General features: G+C 68.8%; 19 protein-coding genes. 9 read left to right on the top strand and 10 right to left on the bottom strand.

Going from position 1 to position 19,583, the window contains the following annotated elements:
• Nucleotides 1–231: 231 nt before the first annotated feature.
• From ABZ930_RS03565 to dnaA, 5 genes are all read right to left on the bottom strand, one after another.
• Nucleotides 232–774: a DciA family protein gene (locus tag ABZ930_RS03565; protein WP_361540753.1), complete on the bottom strand. Its 543-nt coding sequence runs from the start codon at nucleotides 772–774 to the stop codon at nucleotides 232–234.
• Nucleotides 771–1,895 (bottom strand): DNA replication/repair protein RecF, encoded by a 1,125-nt coding sequence (recF, locus tag ABZ930_RS03560; RefSeq protein WP_361540750.1) that lies wholly within the window; start codon nucleotides 1,893–1,895, stop codon nucleotides 771–773. The genes ABZ930_RS03565 and recF overlap by 4 nt, the downstream gene beginning before the upstream one ends.
• 88 nt (nucleotides 1,896–1,983) lie before the next feature.
• On the bottom strand, nucleotides 1,984–2,859 hold the full coding sequence (gene gnd / locus ABZ930_RS03555; protein ID WP_361540747.1) for a phosphogluconate dehydrogenase (NAD(+)-dependent, decarboxylating): 876 nt from the start codon (nucleotides 2,857–2,859) through the stop codon (nucleotides 1,984–1,986).
• A gap of 170 nt (nucleotides 2,860–3,029) precedes the next feature.
• Nucleotides 3,030–4,160 (bottom strand): DNA polymerase III subunit beta, encoded by a 1,131-nt coding sequence (dnaN, locus tag ABZ930_RS03550; RefSeq protein WP_111663046.1) that lies wholly within the window; start codon nucleotides 4,158–4,160, stop codon nucleotides 3,030–3,032.
• Between the two features lie 902 nt (nucleotides 4,161–5,062).
• Nucleotides 5,063–7,141 carry a chromosomal replication initiator protein DnaA gene (gene dnaA, locus ABZ930_RS03545; RefSeq protein ID WP_361540743.1) on the bottom strand — a complete coding sequence of 693 codons (2,079 nt, stop codon included), beginning with the start codon at nucleotides 7,139–7,141 and terminating at the stop codon, nucleotides 5,063–5,065.
• Between the two features lie 416 nt (nucleotides 7,142–7,557).
• On the opposite strand from dnaA, the gene rpmH reads away from it, so the two are divergent.
• From rpmH to ABZ930_RS03500, 9 genes are all read left to right on the top strand, one after another.
• Entirely contained in the window at nucleotides 7,558–7,695 is a 138-nt protein-coding gene (rpmH, locus tag ABZ930_RS03540) for a 50S ribosomal protein L34 (RefSeq protein ID WP_006381191.1), read from the top strand.
• Nucleotides 7,696–7,715: 20 nt separating this feature from the next.
• Nucleotides 7,716–8,087 (top strand): ribonuclease P protein component, encoded by a 372-nt coding sequence (rnpA, locus tag ABZ930_RS03535; protein ID WP_361540740.1) that lies wholly within the window; start codon nucleotides 7,716–7,718, stop codon nucleotides 8,085–8,087.
• Nucleotides 8,084–8,434, top strand: coding sequence for a membrane protein insertion efficiency factor YidD (gene yidD, locus ABZ930_RS03530; protein WP_111663049.1), 351 nt, complete (start codon nucleotides 8,084–8,086; stop codon nucleotides 8,432–8,434). The genes rnpA and yidD overlap by 4 nt, the downstream gene beginning before the upstream one ends.
• A gap of 8 nt (nucleotides 8,435–8,442) precedes the next feature.
• Nucleotides 8,443–9,741 (top strand): membrane protein insertase YidC, encoded by a 1,299-nt coding sequence (gene yidC, locus ABZ930_RS03525; protein WP_361540737.1) that lies wholly within the window; start codon nucleotides 8,443–8,445, stop codon nucleotides 9,739–9,741.
• A gap of 53 nt (nucleotides 9,742–9,794) precedes the next feature.
• Entirely contained in the window at nucleotides 9,795–10,304 is a 510-nt protein-coding gene (locus tag ABZ930_RS03520; RefSeq protein ID WP_361540734.1) for a R3H domain-containing nucleic acid-binding protein, read from the top strand.
• A 111-nt stretch (nucleotides 10,305–10,415) separates the two neighbouring features.
• Complete coding sequence (gene rsmG, locus ABZ930_RS03515) at nucleotides 10,416–11,132, top strand: 16S rRNA (guanine(527)-N(7))-methyltransferase RsmG (RefSeq protein ID WP_361540731.1); 717 nt, start codon at nucleotides 10,416–10,418, stop codon at nucleotides 11,130–11,132.
• Between the two features lie 335 nt (nucleotides 11,133–11,467).
• Nucleotides 11,468–12,544: a ParA family protein gene (locus ABZ930_RS03510; RefSeq protein WP_361540728.1), complete on the top strand. Its 1,077-nt coding sequence runs from the start codon at nucleotides 11,468–11,470 to the stop codon at nucleotides 12,542–12,544.
• Nucleotides 12,541–13,647, top strand: coding sequence for a ParB/RepB/Spo0J family partition protein (locus ABZ930_RS03505; protein ID WP_361540725.1), 1,107 nt, complete (start codon nucleotides 12,541–12,543; stop codon nucleotides 13,645–13,647). Before ABZ930_RS03510 ends, ABZ930_RS03505 begins: the two co-directional genes overlap by 4 nt.
• 301 nt (nucleotides 13,648–13,948) lie before the next feature.
• Nucleotides 13,949–14,566 carry a GNAT family N-acetyltransferase gene (locus ABZ930_RS03500; RefSeq protein ID WP_361540723.1) on the top strand — a complete coding sequence of 206 codons (618 nt, stop codon included), beginning with the start codon at nucleotides 13,949–13,951 and terminating at the stop codon, nucleotides 14,564–14,566.
• 99 nt (nucleotides 14,567–14,665) lie between these two features.
• Here ABZ930_RS03500 and trxA read toward each other — a convergent pair whose 3' ends face one another.
• From trxA to ABZ930_RS03475, 5 genes are all read right to left on the bottom strand, one after another.
• Nucleotides 14,666–14,998, bottom strand: coding sequence for a thioredoxin (gene trxA / locus ABZ930_RS03495; RefSeq protein ID WP_361540720.1), 333 nt, complete (start codon nucleotides 14,996–14,998; stop codon nucleotides 14,666–14,668).
• Between the two features lie 47 nt (nucleotides 14,999–15,045).
• Complete coding sequence (gene trxB / locus ABZ930_RS03490; protein ID WP_361540717.1) at nucleotides 15,046–16,023, bottom strand: thioredoxin-disulfide reductase; 978 nt, start codon at nucleotides 16,021–16,023, stop codon at nucleotides 15,046–15,048.
• A 142-nt stretch (nucleotides 16,024–16,165) separates the two neighbouring features.
• The gene (locus ABZ930_RS03485) at nucleotides 16,166–17,074 is read right to left on the bottom strand and encodes a hypothetical protein (protein WP_361540715.1); all 909 of its coding nucleotides are present in this window, start codon (nucleotides 17,072–17,074) and stop codon (nucleotides 16,166–16,168) included.
• The gene (gene sigM / locus ABZ930_RS03480; RefSeq protein WP_361540712.1) at nucleotides 17,071–17,784 is read right to left on the bottom strand and encodes an RNA polymerase sigma factor SigM; all 714 of its coding nucleotides are present in this window, start codon (nucleotides 17,782–17,784) and stop codon (nucleotides 17,071–17,073) included. Before sigM ends, ABZ930_RS03485 begins: the two co-directional genes overlap by 4 nt.
• Before the next feature lie 45 nt (nucleotides 17,785–17,829).
• Nucleotides 17,830–19,563, bottom strand: a complete 1,734-nt coding sequence (locus ABZ930_RS03475) for a protein kinase family protein (RefSeq protein WP_361540709.1) — start codon at nucleotides 19,561–19,563, stop codon at nucleotides 17,830–17,832.
• Nucleotides 19,564–19,583 lie beyond the last annotated feature (20 nt).

Here is a 19,583-nt window from a genome sequence, read left to right as displayed (position 1 = left end):
GTTCGGTAAGCCCTAGTCAGCGTTGCTCGGTGCGTCCCACAAGTGAGGCGGGATTGCTCTCCAGTGTACCGGTAGCGCCGACAGTGATGGGGGTTTGCCGGTACCTGAGTCCGCACGTGCCGCCCTCAACCGGTCTCGGCCGACTCCCCCTATGCGGAAAGGGGCTCCAAGAGGCTCACAGCGGCACTCAGCGCTTCGAGGTGTCAACCTGCAGCTACCGTGACCGCGCTCTCACCCGTAGGTGGAGTCGTGACCGGTGCTGCCGGGGGCGCGCAAGGGGCCGTAGCGGCGGGGGCCACCGCCGGGATTCTTGATGTCGATGCGGCGCACGGTGCCGTGCCCGAGGTCCTCGTTCAGGCGCCTGACCAGCTGCGGAGCCAGCATCCTGACCTGCGTCGCCCAGGCCGTCGAATCGCACTGCACCACCAGGACGCGCTCGTCCTCGTCGTACTTCTGCGGCACGCAATGTTTGGCGAGATCCTCACCCACGATCTGCGGCCAGCGGCCCATCACCCCGCCGACGGCGGCCGGCGCCTCCCAGCCGCGCTCGGTGATCAGCCGGTTGATGGCGGCGCCGAGTCCCATCGGGTCGCGCCCGTCGGCGCGCGCACCGGACCGCAGTCCACCGCCGCGCCGCGCCTGCTTCTTCTGCTGCGCCGAGGCACCACGCGCGCGTGCGGCCTCTTTCGCGGCGCGCAGCGCCACGCGCGCGAGGTCGACGCCGGACGGCTCGGGCACGCCCTCGGGCTGCGGCTTCGGCTCGTCGCCGCTCACAGCCGCTCCACGGTGCCTTCGGAGACCGCGTACCGGGTGCCGGCCAGCACGCCGGGTACGTCGTCGTCGACCGCGGCCGTCACCAGGACCTGCTCGCCGGGCGCGACGAGCTCGGCCAGGCGCTCGCGGCGGCGGGCGTCCAGCTCGGCGAAGACGTCGTCGAGGACGAGCACCGGCTCGTTCCCCTCCGCGCGCAGCAGGTCGTACGAGGCAAGGCGCAGCGCCAGCGCGTACGACCAGGACTCGCCGTGGCTCGCGTACCCCTTGGCGGGGAGCTGGCCCAGCTTGAGCAGCAGTTCGTCCCGGTGCGGTCCTACGAGGGTGACGCCCCGCTCGATCTCCTGCTTGCGCGCGCCCTCCAGAGCGGCGAGCAGCTGCTCGTACAGCTCCTCGCGCGCGTGGCCGACGATGTCGGGCGAGGACGGCTTGTACTCCAGGGCGACCGGTCCGCCGCCGGGGGCCAGCTGCTCGTACGCCTTGTCGGCCAGCGGCTGCAGCGTCGCGATCAGGTCGAGCCGCTGGGCGAGCAGCTCCGCGCCCGCGCGCGCGAGGTGCTGGTCCCACACGTCGAGGGTGGACAGGTCCATGGTGCGGCCGCCGTGGCGGCGGGCGAGGGCCGCGGACTTCAGGAGCGTGTTGCGCTGCTTGAGGACGCGGTCGTAGTCGGAACGGACCCCGGCCATGCGCGGCGAGCGGGCGGTGATCAGCTCGTCGAGGAAGCGGCGGCGCTCTCCCGGGTCGCCCTTGATGAGCGCCAGGTCCTCGGGGGCGAACAGCACCGTGCGCACGATGCCCAGCACGTCGCGCGGCCTGACCTGCGAGGACCTGTTGATGCGGGCGCGGTTGGCCTTGCCGGGGTTCAGCTCGAGCTCGATCAGCTGCTGGCGCTCGCCCTGGCGCACCTGAGCCCGGATGACGGCGCGCTCGGCGCCCATGCGCACCAGGGGCGCGTCGGAGGAGACGCGGTGGCTGCCCAGACTGGCCAGATAACCGACGGCCTCGACGAGATTCGTCTTGCCCTGGCCGTTGGGACCCACGAACGCGGTGACGCCTGGGTCGAGAGCGACCTCGGCCCGGGCGTACGAGCGGAAGTCGGCCAGTGACAGATGCGTGACGTGCATGGTCGTGGGCCGACCTCCCCCAACGTTGAGCACAGCGGTTGTGAACAGCTGTGGATGACTTCTTCCGTGCGGCGTGCTGCTCCGCGGGCTACTTCTTCTCGACGGCGTGCCCGCCGAACTGGTTGCGCAGGGCCGCGATCATCTTCATCTGCGGCGAGTCGTCCTGCCGCGAGGCGAAGCGCGCGAAGAGCGACGCGGTGATCGCCGGCAGCGGGACAGCGTTGTCGATGGCGGCTTCCACGGTCCAGCGGCCCTCGCCGGAGTCCTGCGCGAAGCCGCGCAGCTGGTCCAGGTGCTCGTCCTCGTCGAGGGCGTTGACGGCCAGGTCGAGCAGCCAGGAACGGATGACCGTGCCCTCCTGCCAGGAGCGGAAGACCTCGCGGACGTCGGTGACCGAGTCCACGGCCTCCAGGAGCTCCCAGCCCTCGGCGTAGGCCTGCATCATGGCGTACTCGATGCCGTTGTGGACCATCTTCGCGAAGTGGCCCGCACCGACCTTGCCCGCGTGCACGGAGCCGAAGTCGCCCTCCGGCTTCAGGGCGTCGAAGACCGGCTGCACCTTGGCCACGTCCTCGGCCGCGCCGCCGTACATCAGCGCGTACCCGTTCTCCAGGCCCCAGACGCCGCCGGAGACGCCGCAGTCGACGAAGCCGATGTTCTTGATGCCCAGCTCGACGGCGTGCTTCTCGTCGTCCGTCCAGCGCGAGTTGCCGCCGTCGACGACGACGTCGCCGGGCTCGAGCAGCTCGGCCAGCTCGTCGACGGTGGACTGGGTGGCGGCACCGGCGGGGACCATCACCCACACCACGCGCGGGCTCTTGAGGCTGCCCACAAGCTCTTCGAGGCTGTGGACATCGGCGACGTCCGGGTTGCGGTCGTAGCCGATGACGGTGTGGCCTGCGCGGCGGATGCGCTCGCGCATGTTGCCGCCCATCTTGCCGAGGCCGACGAGACCGAGCTCCATCAGTGGTTCCTAACGTTGCGACGGGGCGTGAGGTGGGGGTGGAGGCGGTACGGGCACGCACGCACGCGTGCCGTCCCGTACCCGGATCCGAGCCTAAACCCGGACGCTCCAGCCCACCTGTGGGCATAGCCGCTCCGGTGAACCCTGGAGCGGCCTGCCCGTCGGTGGCCTCAGCCCGACAGCCGCACCGGCATGATCAGGTACTTGTACGCGTCGTCCGCCTCGGCGTCCACGGCCGGCTTGCCGGAGAGCAGCGCGGGCTTGGTGGACGTCGTGAACGACAGCTGGGCGACCGGGGAGTCGATCGCGCTCAGGCCGTCGAGCAGGAACGTCGGGTTGAAGGCGATGGAGATGTCGTCGCCGTCCAGCTGGGCGTCGACCCTCTCCACAGCCTGTGCGTCGTCGCTGGAACCGGCCTCCAGGATGAGCACACCCTGCTCGAAGCTGAGCCGCACCGGGGTGTTGCGCTCGGCGACCAGGGCCACGCGCTTGACGGCCTCCACGAAGGGGGCGGTCTCGATGACGGCCACGGAGTTGAACTCCGTCGGGAACAGCGTGCGGTACTTCGGGAGGTCGCCCTCGAGCAGACGGGTCGTCGTGCGACGGCCCGCGCCCTCGAAGCCGATGAGGCCCTCGCCGGCGCCCGAGCCGGACAGCGCCAGGGTGACCGTGTCGCCGCTCGTGAGCGCCTTGGCGGTGTCCAGGAGCGTCTTGGCGGGCACCAGGGCGACCGCGGACGCCTCGTCGTCCTCCGGCTTCCACTGGAACTCGCGCACGGCGAAGCGGTAGCGGTCGGTGGACGCCAGGGTCACCGTGCCGCCCTCGATCTCGATGCGCACACCGGTGAGGACGGGCAGCGTGTCGTCACGGCCGGCGGCGATGGCCACCTGCTGCGCGGCGGAGGCGAAGACGTCGCCCGGGACGGTGCCCGTGGCGGTCGGCATCTGCGGCAGCGCCGGGTACTCCTCCACAGGCAGCGTGTGGAGGGTGAAGCGCGAGGAGCCGCAGACCACGGTCGCCCGTACACCGTCTGTGGAGATCTCCACCGGACGGTTGGGCAGGGCGCGGCAGATGTCGGCGAGGAGGCGGCCGGAGACGAGCACCGTGCCCTCCTCGTCGATCTCGGCGTCCACCGAGACGCGTGCCGAGACCTCGTAGTCGAAGCTCGACAGGCTGAGCGCGCCCTCCTCGGCCTTCAGCAGAAGGCCCGCGAGGACGGGCGCAGGCGGTCGTGCCGGAAGGCTGCGCGCCGCCCAGGCCACCGCCTCCGCGAGTACGTCGCGTTCCACCCGGATCTTCACTTAAGCCGCCTCCTGCTGTTGCTGGCTGCTCTCGCCCTGCATCGGTCTTCGGTCTTCGTCGGCTGACGTCGGTGTCGCTCGGTCCACAACTGGGGAGAACACCGGGGACCAGTCTGACGCACCGCACTGACAGTCGGTGCCTCCCTCGGTCAAGTCGTGCCGAGGCGCGGTCGAGGTGCCGAGAGCGAGTTGTGCACAGCCCCCGCTTCGATACGGATTCCCAGCTCTCTCTAGTTGTCAGTAGTAGTAGGGGCTGTGGAAACCGTGGAAAACCTCTTTTTCGCAGGTCAGAGGCGTTTTTTTGTCCACTGCGCCTGTGGGCCGAGGCCGTGGAAAACCGGCCTCTTCTGTGGACGGGCGAAAGTTCTGCACACTCGGTGCACAGGCTGAGGCGACTTCTCCCCAGCGCCGTCCCCAGCTTTACCCGCGTTCCCCACAGCCCAACCGACCCCCTTGGTGTGACGCCTTTCACTCGCGGCGGTGATGAGGCGCGTCGCGTTGCCGAACAGTGGACAGCCGTGTGGAGAAGCTCCGGATCACTGTGCACAACAGCTGGCATCCTGTGGGTCGACGGTGGACAACGTCATGCACACCCTGTGGACGAAAAATCTGTCCACAGTCTGTGGAGATCGTCTGTCCACCAATCCACAACCTTCTGACCTGGCCTGATGCCAAGTCACGCCCCTGCGCTGTGGACGCAGTCTGGACAACTTTCCGGTCCCCAGGGTGTGGACCGAAAAAACCCGGCACATCTGTGGAGAACACCCGTAACTCGGCCAGGAATCGAACACCGGCTCACCTCCGGCCGCCGGACCACGTCCACAGACACACGAAGAAGGGCGCCCCGGAAGTCGTTCCGGAGCGCCCTTCAGGGACGTACGAGAGCCGTGAGCGGCCCGCTGTCAGCCGTTCTTGATGCGGTTGGTCAGCTCGGTGACCTGGTTGTAGATCGAGCGCCGCTCGGCCATCAGCGCGCGGATCTTGCGATCGGCGTGCATCACGGTCGTGTGGTCGCGGCCGCCGAACTGCGCGCCGATCTTCGGCAGGGAGAGATCGGTCAGCTCACGGCAGAGGTACATCGCGATCTGGCGGGCCGTCACGAGCACGCGGCTGCGCGAGGATCCGCAGAGATCCTCCACCGTGAGCCCGAAGTAGTCCGCGGTCGCCGCCATGATGGCCGGCGCGGTGATCTCCGGGGAGGCGTCCTCGCCGCCGGGGATCAGGTCCTTGAGGACGATCTCCGTCAGCCCCAGGTCCACCGGCTGTCGATTCAGGGACGCGAACGCGGTGACGCGGATCAACGCCCCTTCCAGCTCACGGATGTTCCGCGAGATGCGGGACGCGATGAACTCCAGGACCTCCGGCGGCGCGTTGAGCTGCTCCTGCACCGCCTTCTTGCGGAGGATCGCGATACGGGTCTCCAGCTCGGGCGGCTGGACGTCCGTGATCAGGCCCCACTCGAACCGGTTGCGCAGCCGGTCCTCCAGGGTCACCAGCTGCTTGGGCGGCCGGTCGCTGGAGAGCACGATCTGCTTGTTCGCGTTGTGGAGGGTGTTGAAGGTGTGGAAGAACTCCTCCTGCGTCGACTCCTTGTCCGCGAGGAACTGGATGTCGTCGACCAGAAGGATGTCCATCTCGCGGTACCGCTTGCGGAAGGAGTCGCCCTTGCCGTCACGGATCGAGTTGATGAACTCGTTGGTGAACTCCTCGGAGCTCACGTACCGCACGCGCGTGCCCGGATAGAGACTGCGTGCGTAGTGCCCGATGGCGTGCAGCAGGTGCGTCTTGCCGAGACCGGACTCCCCGTAGATGAAGAGCGGGTTGTACGCCTTGGCGGGCGCCTCGGCGACGGCGACCGCGGCCGCGTGCGCGAAGCGGTTCGACGCGCCGATGACGAACGTGTCGAAGAGGTACTTGGGGTTCAGGCGCGCGGTCGGCTCACCGGGGCCCGTCGCGGGCGCCGGCTGCGCGGCCAGCGGACCCGGGGCGCCCGACGGCACACCGCGGCCGGGGCCGCCGTCGTGTCCGGGGCGGCCGCCCATCGCGGGCTCGCCGCCGTCCCGGCGCGGCGGCCGGCTCTCGCGCGGCGACGCGTCGTAGCCGCCCCGCTCCTCATAGGGGGAGCGATCTTCGTAGGAGGGGCGCTCCGACTTCTGCTCGTAGGGAGAGCGCTCCGGCTGCTGGTCGTAGCGGCCGCGGTCGGGCTCGTACCCCTGCGGCTCGTAGGGCGACCGTTCCTGCTGCCGGTAGTCGTGCTGGGGCTGCTGCGGGGGCGTCGCGTACGGGTCGCGCTCGGGGAAGCCGAGCCGCTGCTGCTGCCACCCGTAGTCGTCCTGCTGCGGCCGGGGCCAGGCGCCGGGCTGGGGGCGCTGGTAGTCCGGGTAGGCGGGGCGGGCGGTCGGCAGCTGGTCCTCGCGCTCACGGTCCCGCTCGCGCGGGGACGACGGCTGCGGGTCGCGCTGGTCACCGCGCGTGACGCCCTGGCCGCGGTCGTCCCTGCCCCGACGCTCGTACGCGTCGTACCCGTCGTACGCGTCCCGGCTGTCCCGGCTGTCGTACGTGTCACGGGGGTCACGGGCTTCACGACTCTCGTACGGCTCGTGTCCCTGACCGGGAGCCGAGGGTTGCTCCGCGCCTTCGTAGCTCTCGTACTCCTCGTAGCGCTGCTGCTGGGCCGGCGGGGCCGGGGGCGTGGGCGGCTCGCCCACGGAGTCGTCGACCGTGATCGCGATCCGGATGGGGCGGCCGCACTCGCGGCTGAGGGTCTCGCTCACGACCGGCGCGAGACGGCCTTCGAGTACGCCCTTCGCGAATTCGTTGGGCACCGCCAGAAGGGCCGTGTCGGCCACCAGCGCCAAGGGCTGGCAGCGCTTGATCCAGTGTTCGTCCTTCGTCTCGACGCCCTGCCCGCGGCCTTCCCCGAGGAGTTGCTCCAGAACTCGTGGCCACACTGCGGCAAGATCGGCAGGTACGTCAGCCACAGGGCACGCTCTCTCGCTGGTCCCACGAACGTGTGATTCCTGGGACGGGTTGGGTGGGGAGGTCGGAGCCGGATCGGGAAGGAAACCGGGTGGGGTGGTGAGAAGGGAACGAATCGGAGTTCAGCCACGGTAGTCAGCGCGACCGCTGCGGTTCAAGTTGTTGTCCCCAGCCTGTGGACAGTGTCTCCCGCGTGACGCTGGTTTGACCGGATGGCGTAGCCGCGCGTACCGTAACCAGGTCGAGTTGTCGATGGCTGCTGCCGCCTGCCTCCGATGGGCAAGGTCACGGTCCACACGTTCTTCAGTTTTTCTGTGGTCCGTCTAGCGGTGCACTCGGGCGTATTGCGAGCTACTCGTGGGCGCACGGTGACAGCCAGGCGATGTCCCGCCAACCCACGTTTTTCAGGAGCCCCCGAGTGAGCAAGCGCACCTTCCAGCCGAACAACCGTCGTCGCGCCAAGACCCACGGTTTCCGCCTTCGCATGCGGACCCGCGCCGGTCGTGCGATTCTCGCCAACCGTCGTGGCAAGGGTCGCGCCAGCCTGTCCGCCTGATCTCGTAAACAGGTCATGACGTGCTGCCTACCGAGCATCGGCTGAGGCGGCGCGAGGACTTCGCGACCGCGGTACGACGAGGTCGTCGGGCTGGACGCCCGCTTCTCGTCGTCCATCTACGCAGCGGTTCAACGGACCCGCACGTGCCAGGGGAGAGCGTTCCCCCGCCGCGTGCGGGTTTCGTCGTGAGCAAGGCCGTGGGCGGCGCCGTCGTACGGAACACGGTGAAGCGCAGGCTTCGACACCTCATGCGCGATCGGGTGGCTCAGTTGCCCCCAGGTAGCCTGGTAGTCGTACGTGCGTTGCCCGGAGCGGGCGACGCCTCCCACGCACAGCTGGCCCGAGACCTGGATGCCGCCCTGCAGCGGCTGCTGGGAGGGGGCGCGCGATGAAGTACCCACTGCTTGCACTGATCAAGATCTACCAGTGGACCATCAGTCCGCTGCTCGGTCCCGTGTGCAAGTACTACCCGTCGTGCTCCCACTACGGCTTCACGGCCATCGACCGGCACGGCGCGATCAAGGGAACAGCCCTCACCGCCTGGCGGATCCTCCGGTGCAATCCGTGGTCCCACGGTGGTGTCGACCACGTTCCGCCGCGTAAGCGGCCGCGCTGGCACGAGATGCTCCGCGACGCCTTGCGCGGGGACAAGAAAGCGGCCCCCGTCGTTCAGGACGACAGCGCCACTGCCCAGGACAGCCCGTCCGCAGCGACCCCGCCCCATGCCCAAGGAGCCTGATCAGGGACATGATTTCCGATATCGTCAACGCGATTTCTGGTGTCTTCGCGTTTCTCACGACCCCGGTGTCCTGGGTCATCGTCCAGTTCCACAAGGTCTTCGGGGCCATCTTCGGCCCTGACACTGGATGGGCCTGGGGTCTCTCCATCGTGTCCCTGGTGGTGCTGATCCGCATCTGCCTGATCCCGCTCTTCGTGAAGCAGATCAAGTCGACGCGCAACATGCAGCTGCTCCAGCCTCAGATGAAGGCGATCCAGGAGCGCTACAAGAACGACAAGCAGCGTCAGTCCGAAGAGATGATGAAGCTGTACAAGGAGACGGGCACCAACCCGCTCTCCTCGTGCCTCCCCATCCTCGTGCAGTCGCCGTTCTTCTTCGCGCTCTACCACACGCTGGCCGGCATCGCCGAGAACAAGAAGATCGGCGTCATCGACCAGTCGCTGCTCGACAGCGCGCAGAAGGCCCACATCTTCGGTGCCCCGCTGGCCGCGAAGTTCATGGACAGCGCCGAAGAAGTCGCCAAGATGGGCGCCACGCTCATGGACGTGCGCGTCGTCACGGCGGTCATGATCATCATGATGTCGGCGTCGCAGTTCTACACGCAGCGTCAGCTGATGACGAAGAACGTCGACCTCACGGTCAAGACGCCCTTCATGCAGCAGCAGAAGATGCTGATGTACGTCTTCCCGGTCATCTTCCTGTTCATGGGCATCAACTTCCCCGTCGGTGTCCTCGTCTACTGGCTGACCACCAACGTGTGGACCATGGGCCAGCAGATGTACGTGATCAGCCGGAACCCCACCCCCGGCAGCAAGGCCCAGGCCAAGATGCTCGAGGGCCTGCAGAAGCACGTGGTCGGTCACGGAGCGACCCGCACCAAGCGCGAGCGGAACATCGTGAAGGCGATCGTCGCCAAGGGCCGCGACCGTAACGAGTACGAGCGCAAGTTCATCAACGGTCTGACCAAGGCCAGCCTCGCCGCCCAGGCCGACGGCACCGTGGTGGCCGGCACGTCCACCGCTGTCCTGGACGAGGACGGCACGTCCTCGGGCGCGCCCAAGCGCCAGCAGCCCAAGCGGCAGTCCAAGTCGCAGCGCCAGTCGGGGCCCACGGCCAAGGCCGACGGCACCGCGCAGGACTCGGGGAAGCCGTCGCTGGAGAAGAAGGACGCGACCGAGTCCGACGCCGCCGCCAAGCCGCAGAACGGCGCCAAGGCCAAGCCGGCCGGTGGCAACCAGGCGCGCAGCAAGGCCAAGTCCGGCCAGCGCAAGGGTCCGCAGCGGCCCAAGTCGCCGACCAAGAAGTAAGACCTCGACGTAAGACGCTGGCGTAAGCCTTTGACTCAAGAAGGAGTCCTCCCGTGACGGAAGGCACCACCTCCGCTCCTGAGGGTGGCGACACCCTGACCCGCCTCGAGCAGGAGGGCGAGATCGCTGCGGACTACCTCGAGGGTCTGCTGGACATCGCCGACCTCGACGGTGACATCGACATGGACGTCGAGGCCGATCGCGCCGCGGTGTCCATCGTCAGCGACGCGAGCAGCCGCGACCTGCAGAAGCTGGTCGGCCGTGACGGTGAGGTTCTCGAGGCGCTTCAGGAGCTGACCCGTCTTGCGGTGCACCGGGAGACCGGGGACCGCAGCCGGCTGATGCTGGACATCGACGGTTACCGGGCCAAGAAGCGCGCCGAGCTCACCGAGCAGGGCGCCAAGGCAGCGGCCGAGGTGAAGAACACCGGTGAGCCGGTCAAGATGCAGCCGATGACGCCGTTCGAGCGCAAGGTCGTGCACGACGCGGTCAAGGCCGCCGGACTGCGCAGCGAGTCCGAGGGCGAGGAGCCGCAGCGCTTCGTCGTCGTGCTTCCTGCCTGAGCGGCACGTCGTTCTCCGGCCCCGTCTGTTCGCAGGCGGGGCCGATCTTTGTCAGCCTGTTCATCAGCCACCCCACGCGGTGGAGCGGTGAGGTACGGAAGGACGGTCCCCGTGACGGAGGCAGCAGAACTCCCCCCGGCTCCGGAGCTTGCCCGGGCGGTATTCGGCGAGCGCTTCCCGGACGCGGTCCGGTACGCGGAGCTTCTCGCTGACGCGGGCGTGCAGCGTGGCCTCATCGGCCCCCGCGAAGTGCCGCGACTCTGGGAGCGGCACATTCTGAACTGCGCGGTGCTCTCCGAGGTCGTGCCCGAGAACGTCACGGTGTGCGATGTCGGTTCGGGTGCCGGACTGCCGGGCATCCCGCTGGCCCTGGTCCGCCCGGACCTCAAGATCACGCTGCTTGAGCCGCTGCTGCGGCGTACGACGTTCCTCACCGAGGTCGTCGAGCTGCTCGGGCTCGACCATGTGACCGTGGTGCGGGGCCGGGCCGAGGAGGTCCTCGGCAAGCTGACGCCCGTCCACGTGGTCACGGCGCGCGCCGTGGCACCGCTCGACCGGCTCGCGGCGTGGGGCGTTCCGCTGCTCCGGCCGTACGGAGAGATGCTCGCGCTCAAGGGCGACACCGCCGAGGAAGAGGTCAAGAGCGCCGGTGCCGCGCTGAGCAAGCTGGGTGCCGTCGCGACCTCCGTGCTTCAGGTCGGCGAGGGCGTGGTGGATCCGCTCTCGACCGTGGTGCGGGTGGAGGTCGGGGAGAGCCCCGGCGGTGTGCGCTTCGCCGCCAAGCGGGCCAAGGCGGCCCGCACGGGTCGTGCCCGGCGCCGGCGTTGAGTGCCTGACCGACCGGTCGTGAGTTGAGCGCCTGTCGGGTCGTGATGAGTACCGCTGATTCGTTATGAGAACCAGCGGTACTCCACAAAAGCTGTCAAACGTACGCATCTCGGGGTGTCGCACGGGTGCGTGCTGGGTCGCGGTGCATCGTGTTTCACGTGAAACGTCGCTCACTGCTGCATGGCATCATCAGTCGCGGCCGCGCAGCGGCCGCTCCCCGCGACCGTAAGCCCCTCGGAACCCTTGAATCGTCCCCTGTCACGGGCACAGAGTTGTCCACAGAGGGGGATTCATCCACAGAAGACCGGGCCTCGCTGGTTCTTGACCCCGAAGGCATGGGAGGCTCTGTTCATTGCGAGCCTGAAGTCGAGGAGAGTGAATCCTTGCGGTCCGACGCCAACATCGCGGGACCGATGACCGATCCGGTCCCCGGTCCCCGCACCGAGTCGGCGGGGGAGGATGTTTCACGTGAAACACCGCCCCCGATGGACGACACACCCATCGGTCGCGCTGCCCAACTGGCAGTGGAAGCTCTTGGCCGTGCAGGCGAGGGCCTGCCACGTCCTGAGCAGACCCGCGTCATGGTGGTGGCCAACCAGAAGGGCGGGGTCGGCAAGACCACGACGACGGTCAACCTTGCCGCGTCGCTCGCGCTGCACGGTGCGCGCGTCCTGGTGATCGACCTGGACCCACAGGGCAACGCCTCGACGGCGCTGGGGATCGACCACCACGCCGAAGTGCCGTCCATCTACGACGTGCTGGTGGACAGCAGGCCGCTCTCGGACGTCGTCCAGCCGGTCGAGGATGTGGAAGGGCTCTTCTGCGCTCCCGCCACCATCGATCTCGCCGGTGCGGAGATCGAGCTGGTCTCCCTGGTGGCCCGTGAGAGCCGGCTGCAGCGAGCGATCCAGGCGTACGAGCAGCCGTTGGACTACATCCTCATCGACTGCCCGCCGTCGCTCGGTCTGCTGACGGTCAACGCGCTGGTGGCCGGTGCGGAAGTGCTGATCCCGATCCAGTGCGAGTACTACGCGCTGGAGGGCCTCGGTCAGCTTCTGCGGAACGTGGATCTCGTCCGCGGGCACCTCAACCCCGCGCTGCACGTCTCGACGATCCTGCTCACGATGTACGACGGACGCACCCGGCTGGCCTCTCAGGTCGCCGACGAGGTCCGCAACCACTTCGGTAAGGAAGTGCTGCGGACGAGCATTCCTCGCTCGGTCCGTATCTCGGAGGCGCCGAGCTACGGCCAGACCGTTCTGACCTACGACCCGGGGTCGAGCGGTGCGCTCTCCTACCTCGAGGCGGCGCGGGAGATGGCGCTGCGCGGCGTCGGTATCCACTACGACGCCCAGCATGCCCACACAGGCACTCAACTTGACCAGCAGACCACCTCGGAGGGGATTCAGTGAGCGAGCGACGGAGGGGACTGGGCCGTGGTCTCGGCGCGCTGATTCCGGCTGCCCCCACCCCTGAGAAGACGGCCCCGGCGACTTCAGGAGGAGGAGTTTCCTCCTCTCCCGCCTCTGCCTCGGTTCTGACGGCAGAGCGTGGAGTGGCCGCGGCGAAGGTGGCATCGCTGTCGCAGAGCGATGTTTCACGGGAAACAATCGAGGCGCCGGCGACCGGTGCTGCGGACGAATTCGACCGGCCCGCGGGTGCGCACTTCGCCGAGCTGCCACTCGACGCGATCACGCCGAACCCGCGCCAGCCGCGTGATGTGTTCGACGAGGACGCCCTCGCCGAGCTCGTCACGTCCATCAAGGAAGTCGGTCTCCTGCAGCCCGTCGTCGTACGACAGGTGGGGCCGGCGCGCTACGAGCTCATCATGGGCGAGCGGCGCTGGAGGGCCACGCGTGAGGCGGGGCTCGACCGCATCCCCGCCATCGTGCGGGCCACGGAGGACGAGAAGCTCCTTCTCGACGCGCTCCTGGAGAACCTGCACCGGGCGCAGCTGAACCCGCTGGAAGAAGCGGCCGCCTACGATCAGCTGCTCAAGGACTTCAACTGCACGCACGATCAGCTGGCGGACCGCATCGGTCGCTCCCGCCCGCAGGTCTCCAACACCCTGCGTCTGCTGAAGCTCTCGCCGGCCGTACAGCGCCGGGTGGCGGCCGGTGTGCTGTCCGCGGGACATGCCCGAGCCCTGCTCTCCGTCGAGGACTCGGAGGAGCAGGACCGGCTCGCTCACCGCATCGTCGCCGAGGGACTCTCGGTGCGGGCCGTCGAGGAGATCGTGACCCTCATGGGATCGCGGCCCACGAGCACGACCCGGGCCAAGGGGCCGCGGGCCGGCGCGCGGGTCTCCCCGGCACTGAGCAGTCTCGCGACGCGGCTCTCGGACCGGTTCGAGACGCGGGTGAAGGTCGACCTGGGCCAGAAGAAGGGGAAGATCGTCGTCGAGTTCGCCTCGATGGATGATCTGGAGCGCATCCTCGGCTCGCTGGCTCCCGGCGAAGGACCGGTTCTTCAGAACGGGCTCTCCGAGGAGACCGAGGGCGACGAACAGGACTGACCGTTCTGTGCTGTGCCTGGGAGCGGGCTGTGTCCGGTGTGTACCGGAACACGGCCCGCTCTTTGCTTTCTTACGGTATCGATGGAATCGCATCGTGGTTACGATGCGATCGGGAAGAGCGCATCCACCCGGCAGTACCTCAAGGGGGCGGGGTCATGCGATCGGTGAGTCGTACCGGACTGATGACCGCAGGTCTCGGACTGGGCGCCGTCGGCGGGTTCGTCGGCAGTCTGCTCAGGGAACGAGGCGCTCTGACAGCCGCCCGCGCTGCGGCCGGCGCAGAAAGCGAGGAACTGCCTTCATGGGGCGTCGGCTCGTACCGCTCACGCTGGACAACCTCCCGGACCTTCCCAAGCGGTGCCGGTCGTGTGTCTTCTGGGAGCTGGACCCGGTCAGCGGCCAAGCCGCGGTGAAGGCGGGGACACCGGAGCTGGAGAAGGAAGCGTGGATCTCGGCGGTCCTGCTGGAGTGGGGCTCCTGCGGCCGCGTCGTCTACGTCGACGATGTCCCGGTCGGCTTCGTGCTCTACGCGCCCCCTGCCTATGTCCCACGGTCCCTCTCGTTCCCGACGAGCCCGGTCTCCCCTGACGCCGTCCAACTGATGACGGCCTCGATCATGCCGAGCCATCAGGGCCAGGGGCTGGGGCGGGTCATCGTCCAGACCGTCGCGAAGGATCTTCTGCGCAGAGGCTTCAAAGCGATCGAGGCCTTCGGCGACGCGCAGTGGAAAGAGCCGTCCTGTCTGCTGCCCGCCGACCATCTCCTGGCCGTCGGCTTCAAGACCGTCCGCCCCCACCCCTCGTACCCGCGGCTGAGGCTGGAACTGCGGACGACGCTGTCGTGGAAAGAGGACGTGGAGATGGCGCTGGACCGGCTTCTCGGGGCGGTACAGAAGGAGCCCGCGCTCCGGCCGCTGTGAGGGACCGGAAACGCCGAACGGGCCGACCCTCTCGGGTCGGCCCGTTCATGTTTCACGTGAAACAACGCCCGCCGTTCGCGGAACGGCGTCGGTGGAGCATTACTCCGCGATGAAGTCCTCGAGGTCGCGCACGATGGCGGCCTTCGGCTTGGCACCGACGATGGTCTTGGCGACCTCGCCACCCTGGTAGACGTTCAGGGTCGGGATGGACATGACGCCGTACTTGGCGGCGATGCCCGGGTTCTCGTCGATGTTGAGCTTGACGATCTCGATCTTGTCGCCGTACTCGGCCGCGATCGCCTCGAGCGACGGGGCGATCTGGCGGCACGGACCGCACCAGGCGGCCCAGAAGTCGACCAGGACGGGCTTGTCGCTCTTCAGGACGTCCTCGTCGAAGGAGGCGTCCGTCACGTTCTTCAGGTTGCCGGCCACAGCGGGCTCCTCTTTTCTATGGGGGTGCGAGAGGGGGAAGTCGGGGGTCAGACGGTGGCGGTCGGGGTCTTCTCGGGCTCGGCGGCCTCGCCGTCGGCCAGGGCCGCGAGGAAGCGCTCGGCGTCGAGAGCGGCGGAGCAGCCGGTGCCGGCCGCCGTGATCGCCTGACGGTAGGTGTGGTCCACGACGTCACCGGCGCCGAAGACACCGGTCAGGTTCGTCTGCGTCGACGGGGCCTGGACCTTCAGGTAGCCCTCGTCGTCGAGTTCGAGCTGGCCCTTGAAGAGCTCCGTGCGCGGGTCGTGGCCGATCGCGATGAACAGACCCGTCACGGGCAGCTCGGACGTCTCGCCCGTCTTCAGGTTGCGCAGCGTCAGACCGGCGAGCTTCGGGTCGCCCTTGATCTCCGCGACCTCGCTGTCCCACACGAACTTGATCTTCGGGTCGGCGATGGCACGCTCCTGCATCGCCTTGGAGGCGCGCAGGGTGTCACGGCGGTGGACGATCGTCACGGACTTGGCGAAGCGCGAGAGGAAGGTGGCCTCCTCCATCGCGGTGTCGCCGCCGCCGATCACGGCGATGTCCTGGTCCTTGAAGAAGAACCCGTCACAGGTCGCGCACCAGGAGACGCCACGACCGGACAGCGCGTCCTCGTTCGGCAGGCCCAGCTTGCGGTGCTGGGAGCCGGTGGTGACGATGACGGCCTTCGCGCGGTGCACGGTGCCCGAGGTGTCGGTGACGGTCTTGATCTCACCGGTGAGGTCGACGGCCACGACGTCGTCGGGGATGAGCTCGGCGCCGAAGCGCTCGGCCTGGCCGCGCATGTTGTCCATGAGCTCGGGGCCCATGATGCCGTCCTGGAAGCCCGGGAAGTTCTCCACCTCGGTGGTGTTCATCAGGGCGCCACCCGCGGTGACGGCGCCCTCGAACACCAGCGGCTTCAGCGACGCGCGCGCGGTGTAGAGCGCCGCCGTGTAGCCGGCGGGCCCGGAGCCGATGATGATCACGTTACGGACGTCACTCACGGCTTGATTCCTCGTCTCTACGGGACTGCTGCGTACTGCCGGGGGAGCCTCTTCTCAGGACTCTCACCCCACCCAACGGATCCTACGGGGCATGCATTCCCGACGTGTCCGGGCGCACGCCGGGACCGTCCTCGGATGCCGTTCAGCCGCGCTTGTAGGAGTGGGTGTACAGCAGCTCGCCCGCCGCGGAGGAGTTCTTCGCCGCGCAGGACGCGTCGACGACGAACGCCGTGACGCGGTGGACCGGATCGCTCCTGTGGGGCAGCACGAGGAGATAGACGGCTTTCCCTTCGTACGTGCCCTGCTTGAACCCGAGAGGATCCTCATTGCGGTGCGTGCCGCGCTGGACGCACGCCGGTGGGGCCATGGCGGCTTTCGGAACCTCGGGGTTCTTCGGCGACGACTTGGGGGTGACGCCCTCTGTCCCGAGTGATGCCGGGCCTCCCTCGCGCAGCAGCTCGGAGACCTTCGACTCGAGGTTGGCCTTGGCGAAGCTGGACGCGCTCTGGCTGGCGCTGGGCGGTGTCTTGCCCACGGTCGAGGTGCCGCCCCCGCTCTGCACGAGCAGAACGCCCGTCCCGATCGCGGCGGCGGTGAGCACGGCTCCGATGGCGGCGCCGGTGCGGCGCCGGGCGAGGCGTGTCCTTCGACCCGGCCCGGTCGCGGAGGGGGCGTGTCCCGAGGGCCGGTCGACGGGGCGCGGTGCGGAGCCGGAACGCTCGGTCGATGTTTCACGTGAAACAGACGCCGTTTCACGCCCATCGTCCTCGTCGCTCTCCTCGTCCTCGTACGCGACGACGTTCAGGAGGGCTTCCGCGGCCAGGGCGGCGTCGATGCGCGCGGCGACGTCCTCGGGCATCCGGGGTGCGTCGGGAAGGGTGCCGAGCAGTCCGCGGATCTCTTCCAGCGAGGAGTAGACATCGGCGCACAGAATGCAGCCGTCGAGGTGCCGGCGGATGTCGGAACTGCGGGACGGTGGCAGCAGGCCCTCGGCGAGATCGGAGATCTCGGTGACCTCGGGGTGTTCTGCCGTGTCGGCCGTGGATGTCACGCTCGCCCACCTCCGCCCTTCACCGCAGTCGAGTCATGTGGTCCGGCCTCGTCCCGAGGTCCCGCTGCGGGTGGGACGGATGTCCCCTCCGGACGGTTCCTTCCGGGGGGCGGGTTCTTGCCATCGCCCTCTTCGCCGCTCTCCGTCCGCAGGTGTGACAGGAGGGGAAGCAGTCGGGCTCGACCCCGGGCACAACGGCTCTTCACGGTTCCCGTGGGGACATCGAGGATTCTGGCGGCCTCCGCCACCGGGTAGCCCTGCATGTCGACGAGGACGAGTACCGCCCGCTGATCGGCCGGAAGGGACTCCAGGGCGCCCAGGAGCTCGCGGTGCAGATCATTGCGCTCGGCGGGCGCGGCCGCCGATTCGTGGGGCTCTAGCAGCTGCTCGAGGCGTTCGGTGTCGTCCACCGGCGCGGTTCGGCGGGAGGCCGCCTTGCGGGCCCGGTCCAGGCACGCGTTGACGGTGATGCGGTGCAGCCAGGTCGTGACGGCGGACTGCCCGCGGAAGGTGTGCGCGGCACGGTACGCGGAGACGAGTGCGTCCTGCACCGCGTCGGCCGCCTCCTCGCGGTCCCCCAGCGTCCGCAGGGCCACCGCCCACAGCCGGTCCCGGTGCCGGCGCACTATCTCGCCGAAGGCGTCCTTGTCCCCCGCGACGTGGCGGGCGAGGAGGTCCTGATCGCTCGCTCCGCCGTAGGCGTCGTCCACTGCCGAACCCCCTCCCCGTGGTGGGCTCCGAGGAGCCCCGGTGCGTCAGCCGGTGAACTTCACATCCGTGATGGCCTGCTTGTAGCCGGCGCGGCTGTAGCCGTCCTGACCCGCGCGAGGCATCGCGGTCAGCCACACGAGCACGTACCGCGTCTTGACCGGCTTGTCGGCCTTGATGCTCAGCGACGTACTCGTCGTGTCCGTCTTGGCGCCGATCCGCTTCATGCCGTCCAGGGCGGACGGGCTGGGGCTGAGTGAATCCGAGGCGTACAGCGCGACCGTGGTGTGGTCGCCCTCGTAGCGGAACTTTATCGACGCCGTCGACACATCCTGGGCGGAACCGAGGTCGTACACAATGCCCACACCCGGCTTTATGACGATCTTGGGGCCGTCGATGAAGGTGTGAGTGCGCCAGTAGGACGAGCTGTCGTCGTCGTACGTCTTGCCGACCTCCCCCGGGGCCTGGGCGTCGCCCGAGGCGACGAACTCCTTGGCTCCGGCGATGCTGATCGGTTTGGCGATCTTCTTTTCGCCCTTGCCGCCGTCGTCGTCCGTGGTGTGGGTCTCCTCCGTCCCGCTGGAGTTGCCCCGGTCCATGAGGGCGTCCGCGAGCTGCCAGCTGCCGAGACCCAGAGCGGCGATCAGCAGTGCCGAGACGGCCCACTTCAGAGCCTTTCCGGTACGACTCTGCAGTGGAGGCGGCGGTGTGGGGATCACCTGCGTGGCACCGGGCGCGGCGGAGCGGCCGTAGGTGCCCTGCTGGTAGGTGGTGCGCTGGTACTCCGGCGGCGCGGTGAACGCGGGCTCCGGCGGGCGGATCTTGGGCATCTCCCCGATGGCCTTCACCAGGTCCTCCGGCGTGGTGCACGGGGGCTCCTGGCGGGACGCGGTGGCCCCGTCGTTGGCGAGCGCGCGCATGGCGAGCTCGGAGAGACCGCGGTGGACGCCGGCCTTCACCTGGTCCGGCGCGATGAGCCCGACGTCCTTGGGCAGCCCGGCCAGGCCGTAGGCGTCGTTCTCGTACGGCCACCGCTGCGTCAGGGAGGCGTACAGGAGCGCGCCGATCGCCTCGGCGTCGGTGCGCTGCGGGGTGTCGGAGGTGATCCCGCGCAGCGCCGCGTTCACCGCGAGGCCGCGGATGCGCCACTGGCCCGTGGAGGTGCGCAGCACGGCGCTCGGCGTGAGCCGCAGATGCGCGAGGCCTTCGCGGTGCGCCGCGGCCATGGCGTGCGAGACCTGCGTGACCATGTCGTACGCGTCGTGCGCCTCGAGCGGGCCCACCGCGAGCAGCGTGGTCAGCTCGGTGGCGTCGGGCAGCCACTCGTGGACCACGTAGACGAGATCGTTCTCCTCGACCGCGTCCAGGACCTGGACGAAGCGGGGATCGCCGAGCAGCGCCGACGAACGGGCGGCGGCGAGTACCGAGCGTGCCCGCGGATGGTCGGCGGGCAGCAGGTGCACGCCGACGGCGCGGCGCAGCTTCTCGTCCACCGCGCGCCAGCTGCTGAAACCGTCCAGACGTGTGACGCACTCTTCGAGCCGATAGCGCCTGGCGAGCTTGTGCCCGCTGTGCAGCTCGGGAGGTGATGTCTTACCGGGGCTCACGTGCGTGCCCGTCTCCGCGGTGTCCACAGGCGTCCCTGACGCCGTGCTGTCCCGCTGCCCGCTGTCGACCACACCGTCGGTCGTGGCTCGCTCCGCCTTGTCCGCTTTGGCGGTCAGCGGTTCGTCCCCGCCGTTGTCGGCCACGTCGACGGCAGCCGTGCTCCGTTCCGCCACCGTCGTTCCTGCCTCCCCAT

Source organism: Streptomyces sp. NPDC046716 (assembly GCF_040645755.1).
Taxonomy (GTDB): domain Bacteria; phylum Actinomycetota; class Actinomycetes; order Streptomycetales; family Streptomycetaceae; genus Streptomyces.
This window is presented reverse-complemented; position numbering and strand designations above follow the sequence as displayed.

What these genes read in the sequence shown, in the direction of transcription:
- recF (WP_361540750.1), bottom strand. Translation starts at nt 1,895, where the DNA reads ATGCACGTCACGCATCTGTCACTGGCCGACTTCCGCTCGTACGCCCGG.
- gnd (WP_361540747.1), bottom strand. Translation starts at nt 2,859, where the DNA reads ATGGAGCTCGGTCTCGTCGGCCTCGGCAAGATGGGCGGCAACATGCGC.
- yidD (WP_111663049.1), top strand. Translation starts at nt 8,084, where the DNA reads ATGAAGTACCCACTGCTTGCACTGATCAAGATCTACCAGTGGACCATC.
- yidC (WP_361540737.1), top strand. Translation starts at nt 8,443, where the DNA reads ATGATTTCCGATATCGTCAACGCGATTTCTGGTGTCTTCGCGTTTCTC.
- ABZ930_RS03510 (WP_361540728.1), top strand. Translation starts at nt 11,468, where the DNA reads ATGGGAGGCTCTGTTCATTGCGAGCCTGAAGTCGAGGAGAGTGAATCC.
- ABZ930_RS03500 (WP_361540723.1), top strand. Translation starts at nt 13,949, where the DNA reads ATGGGGCGTCGGCTCGTACCGCTCACGCTGGACAACCTCCCGGACCTT.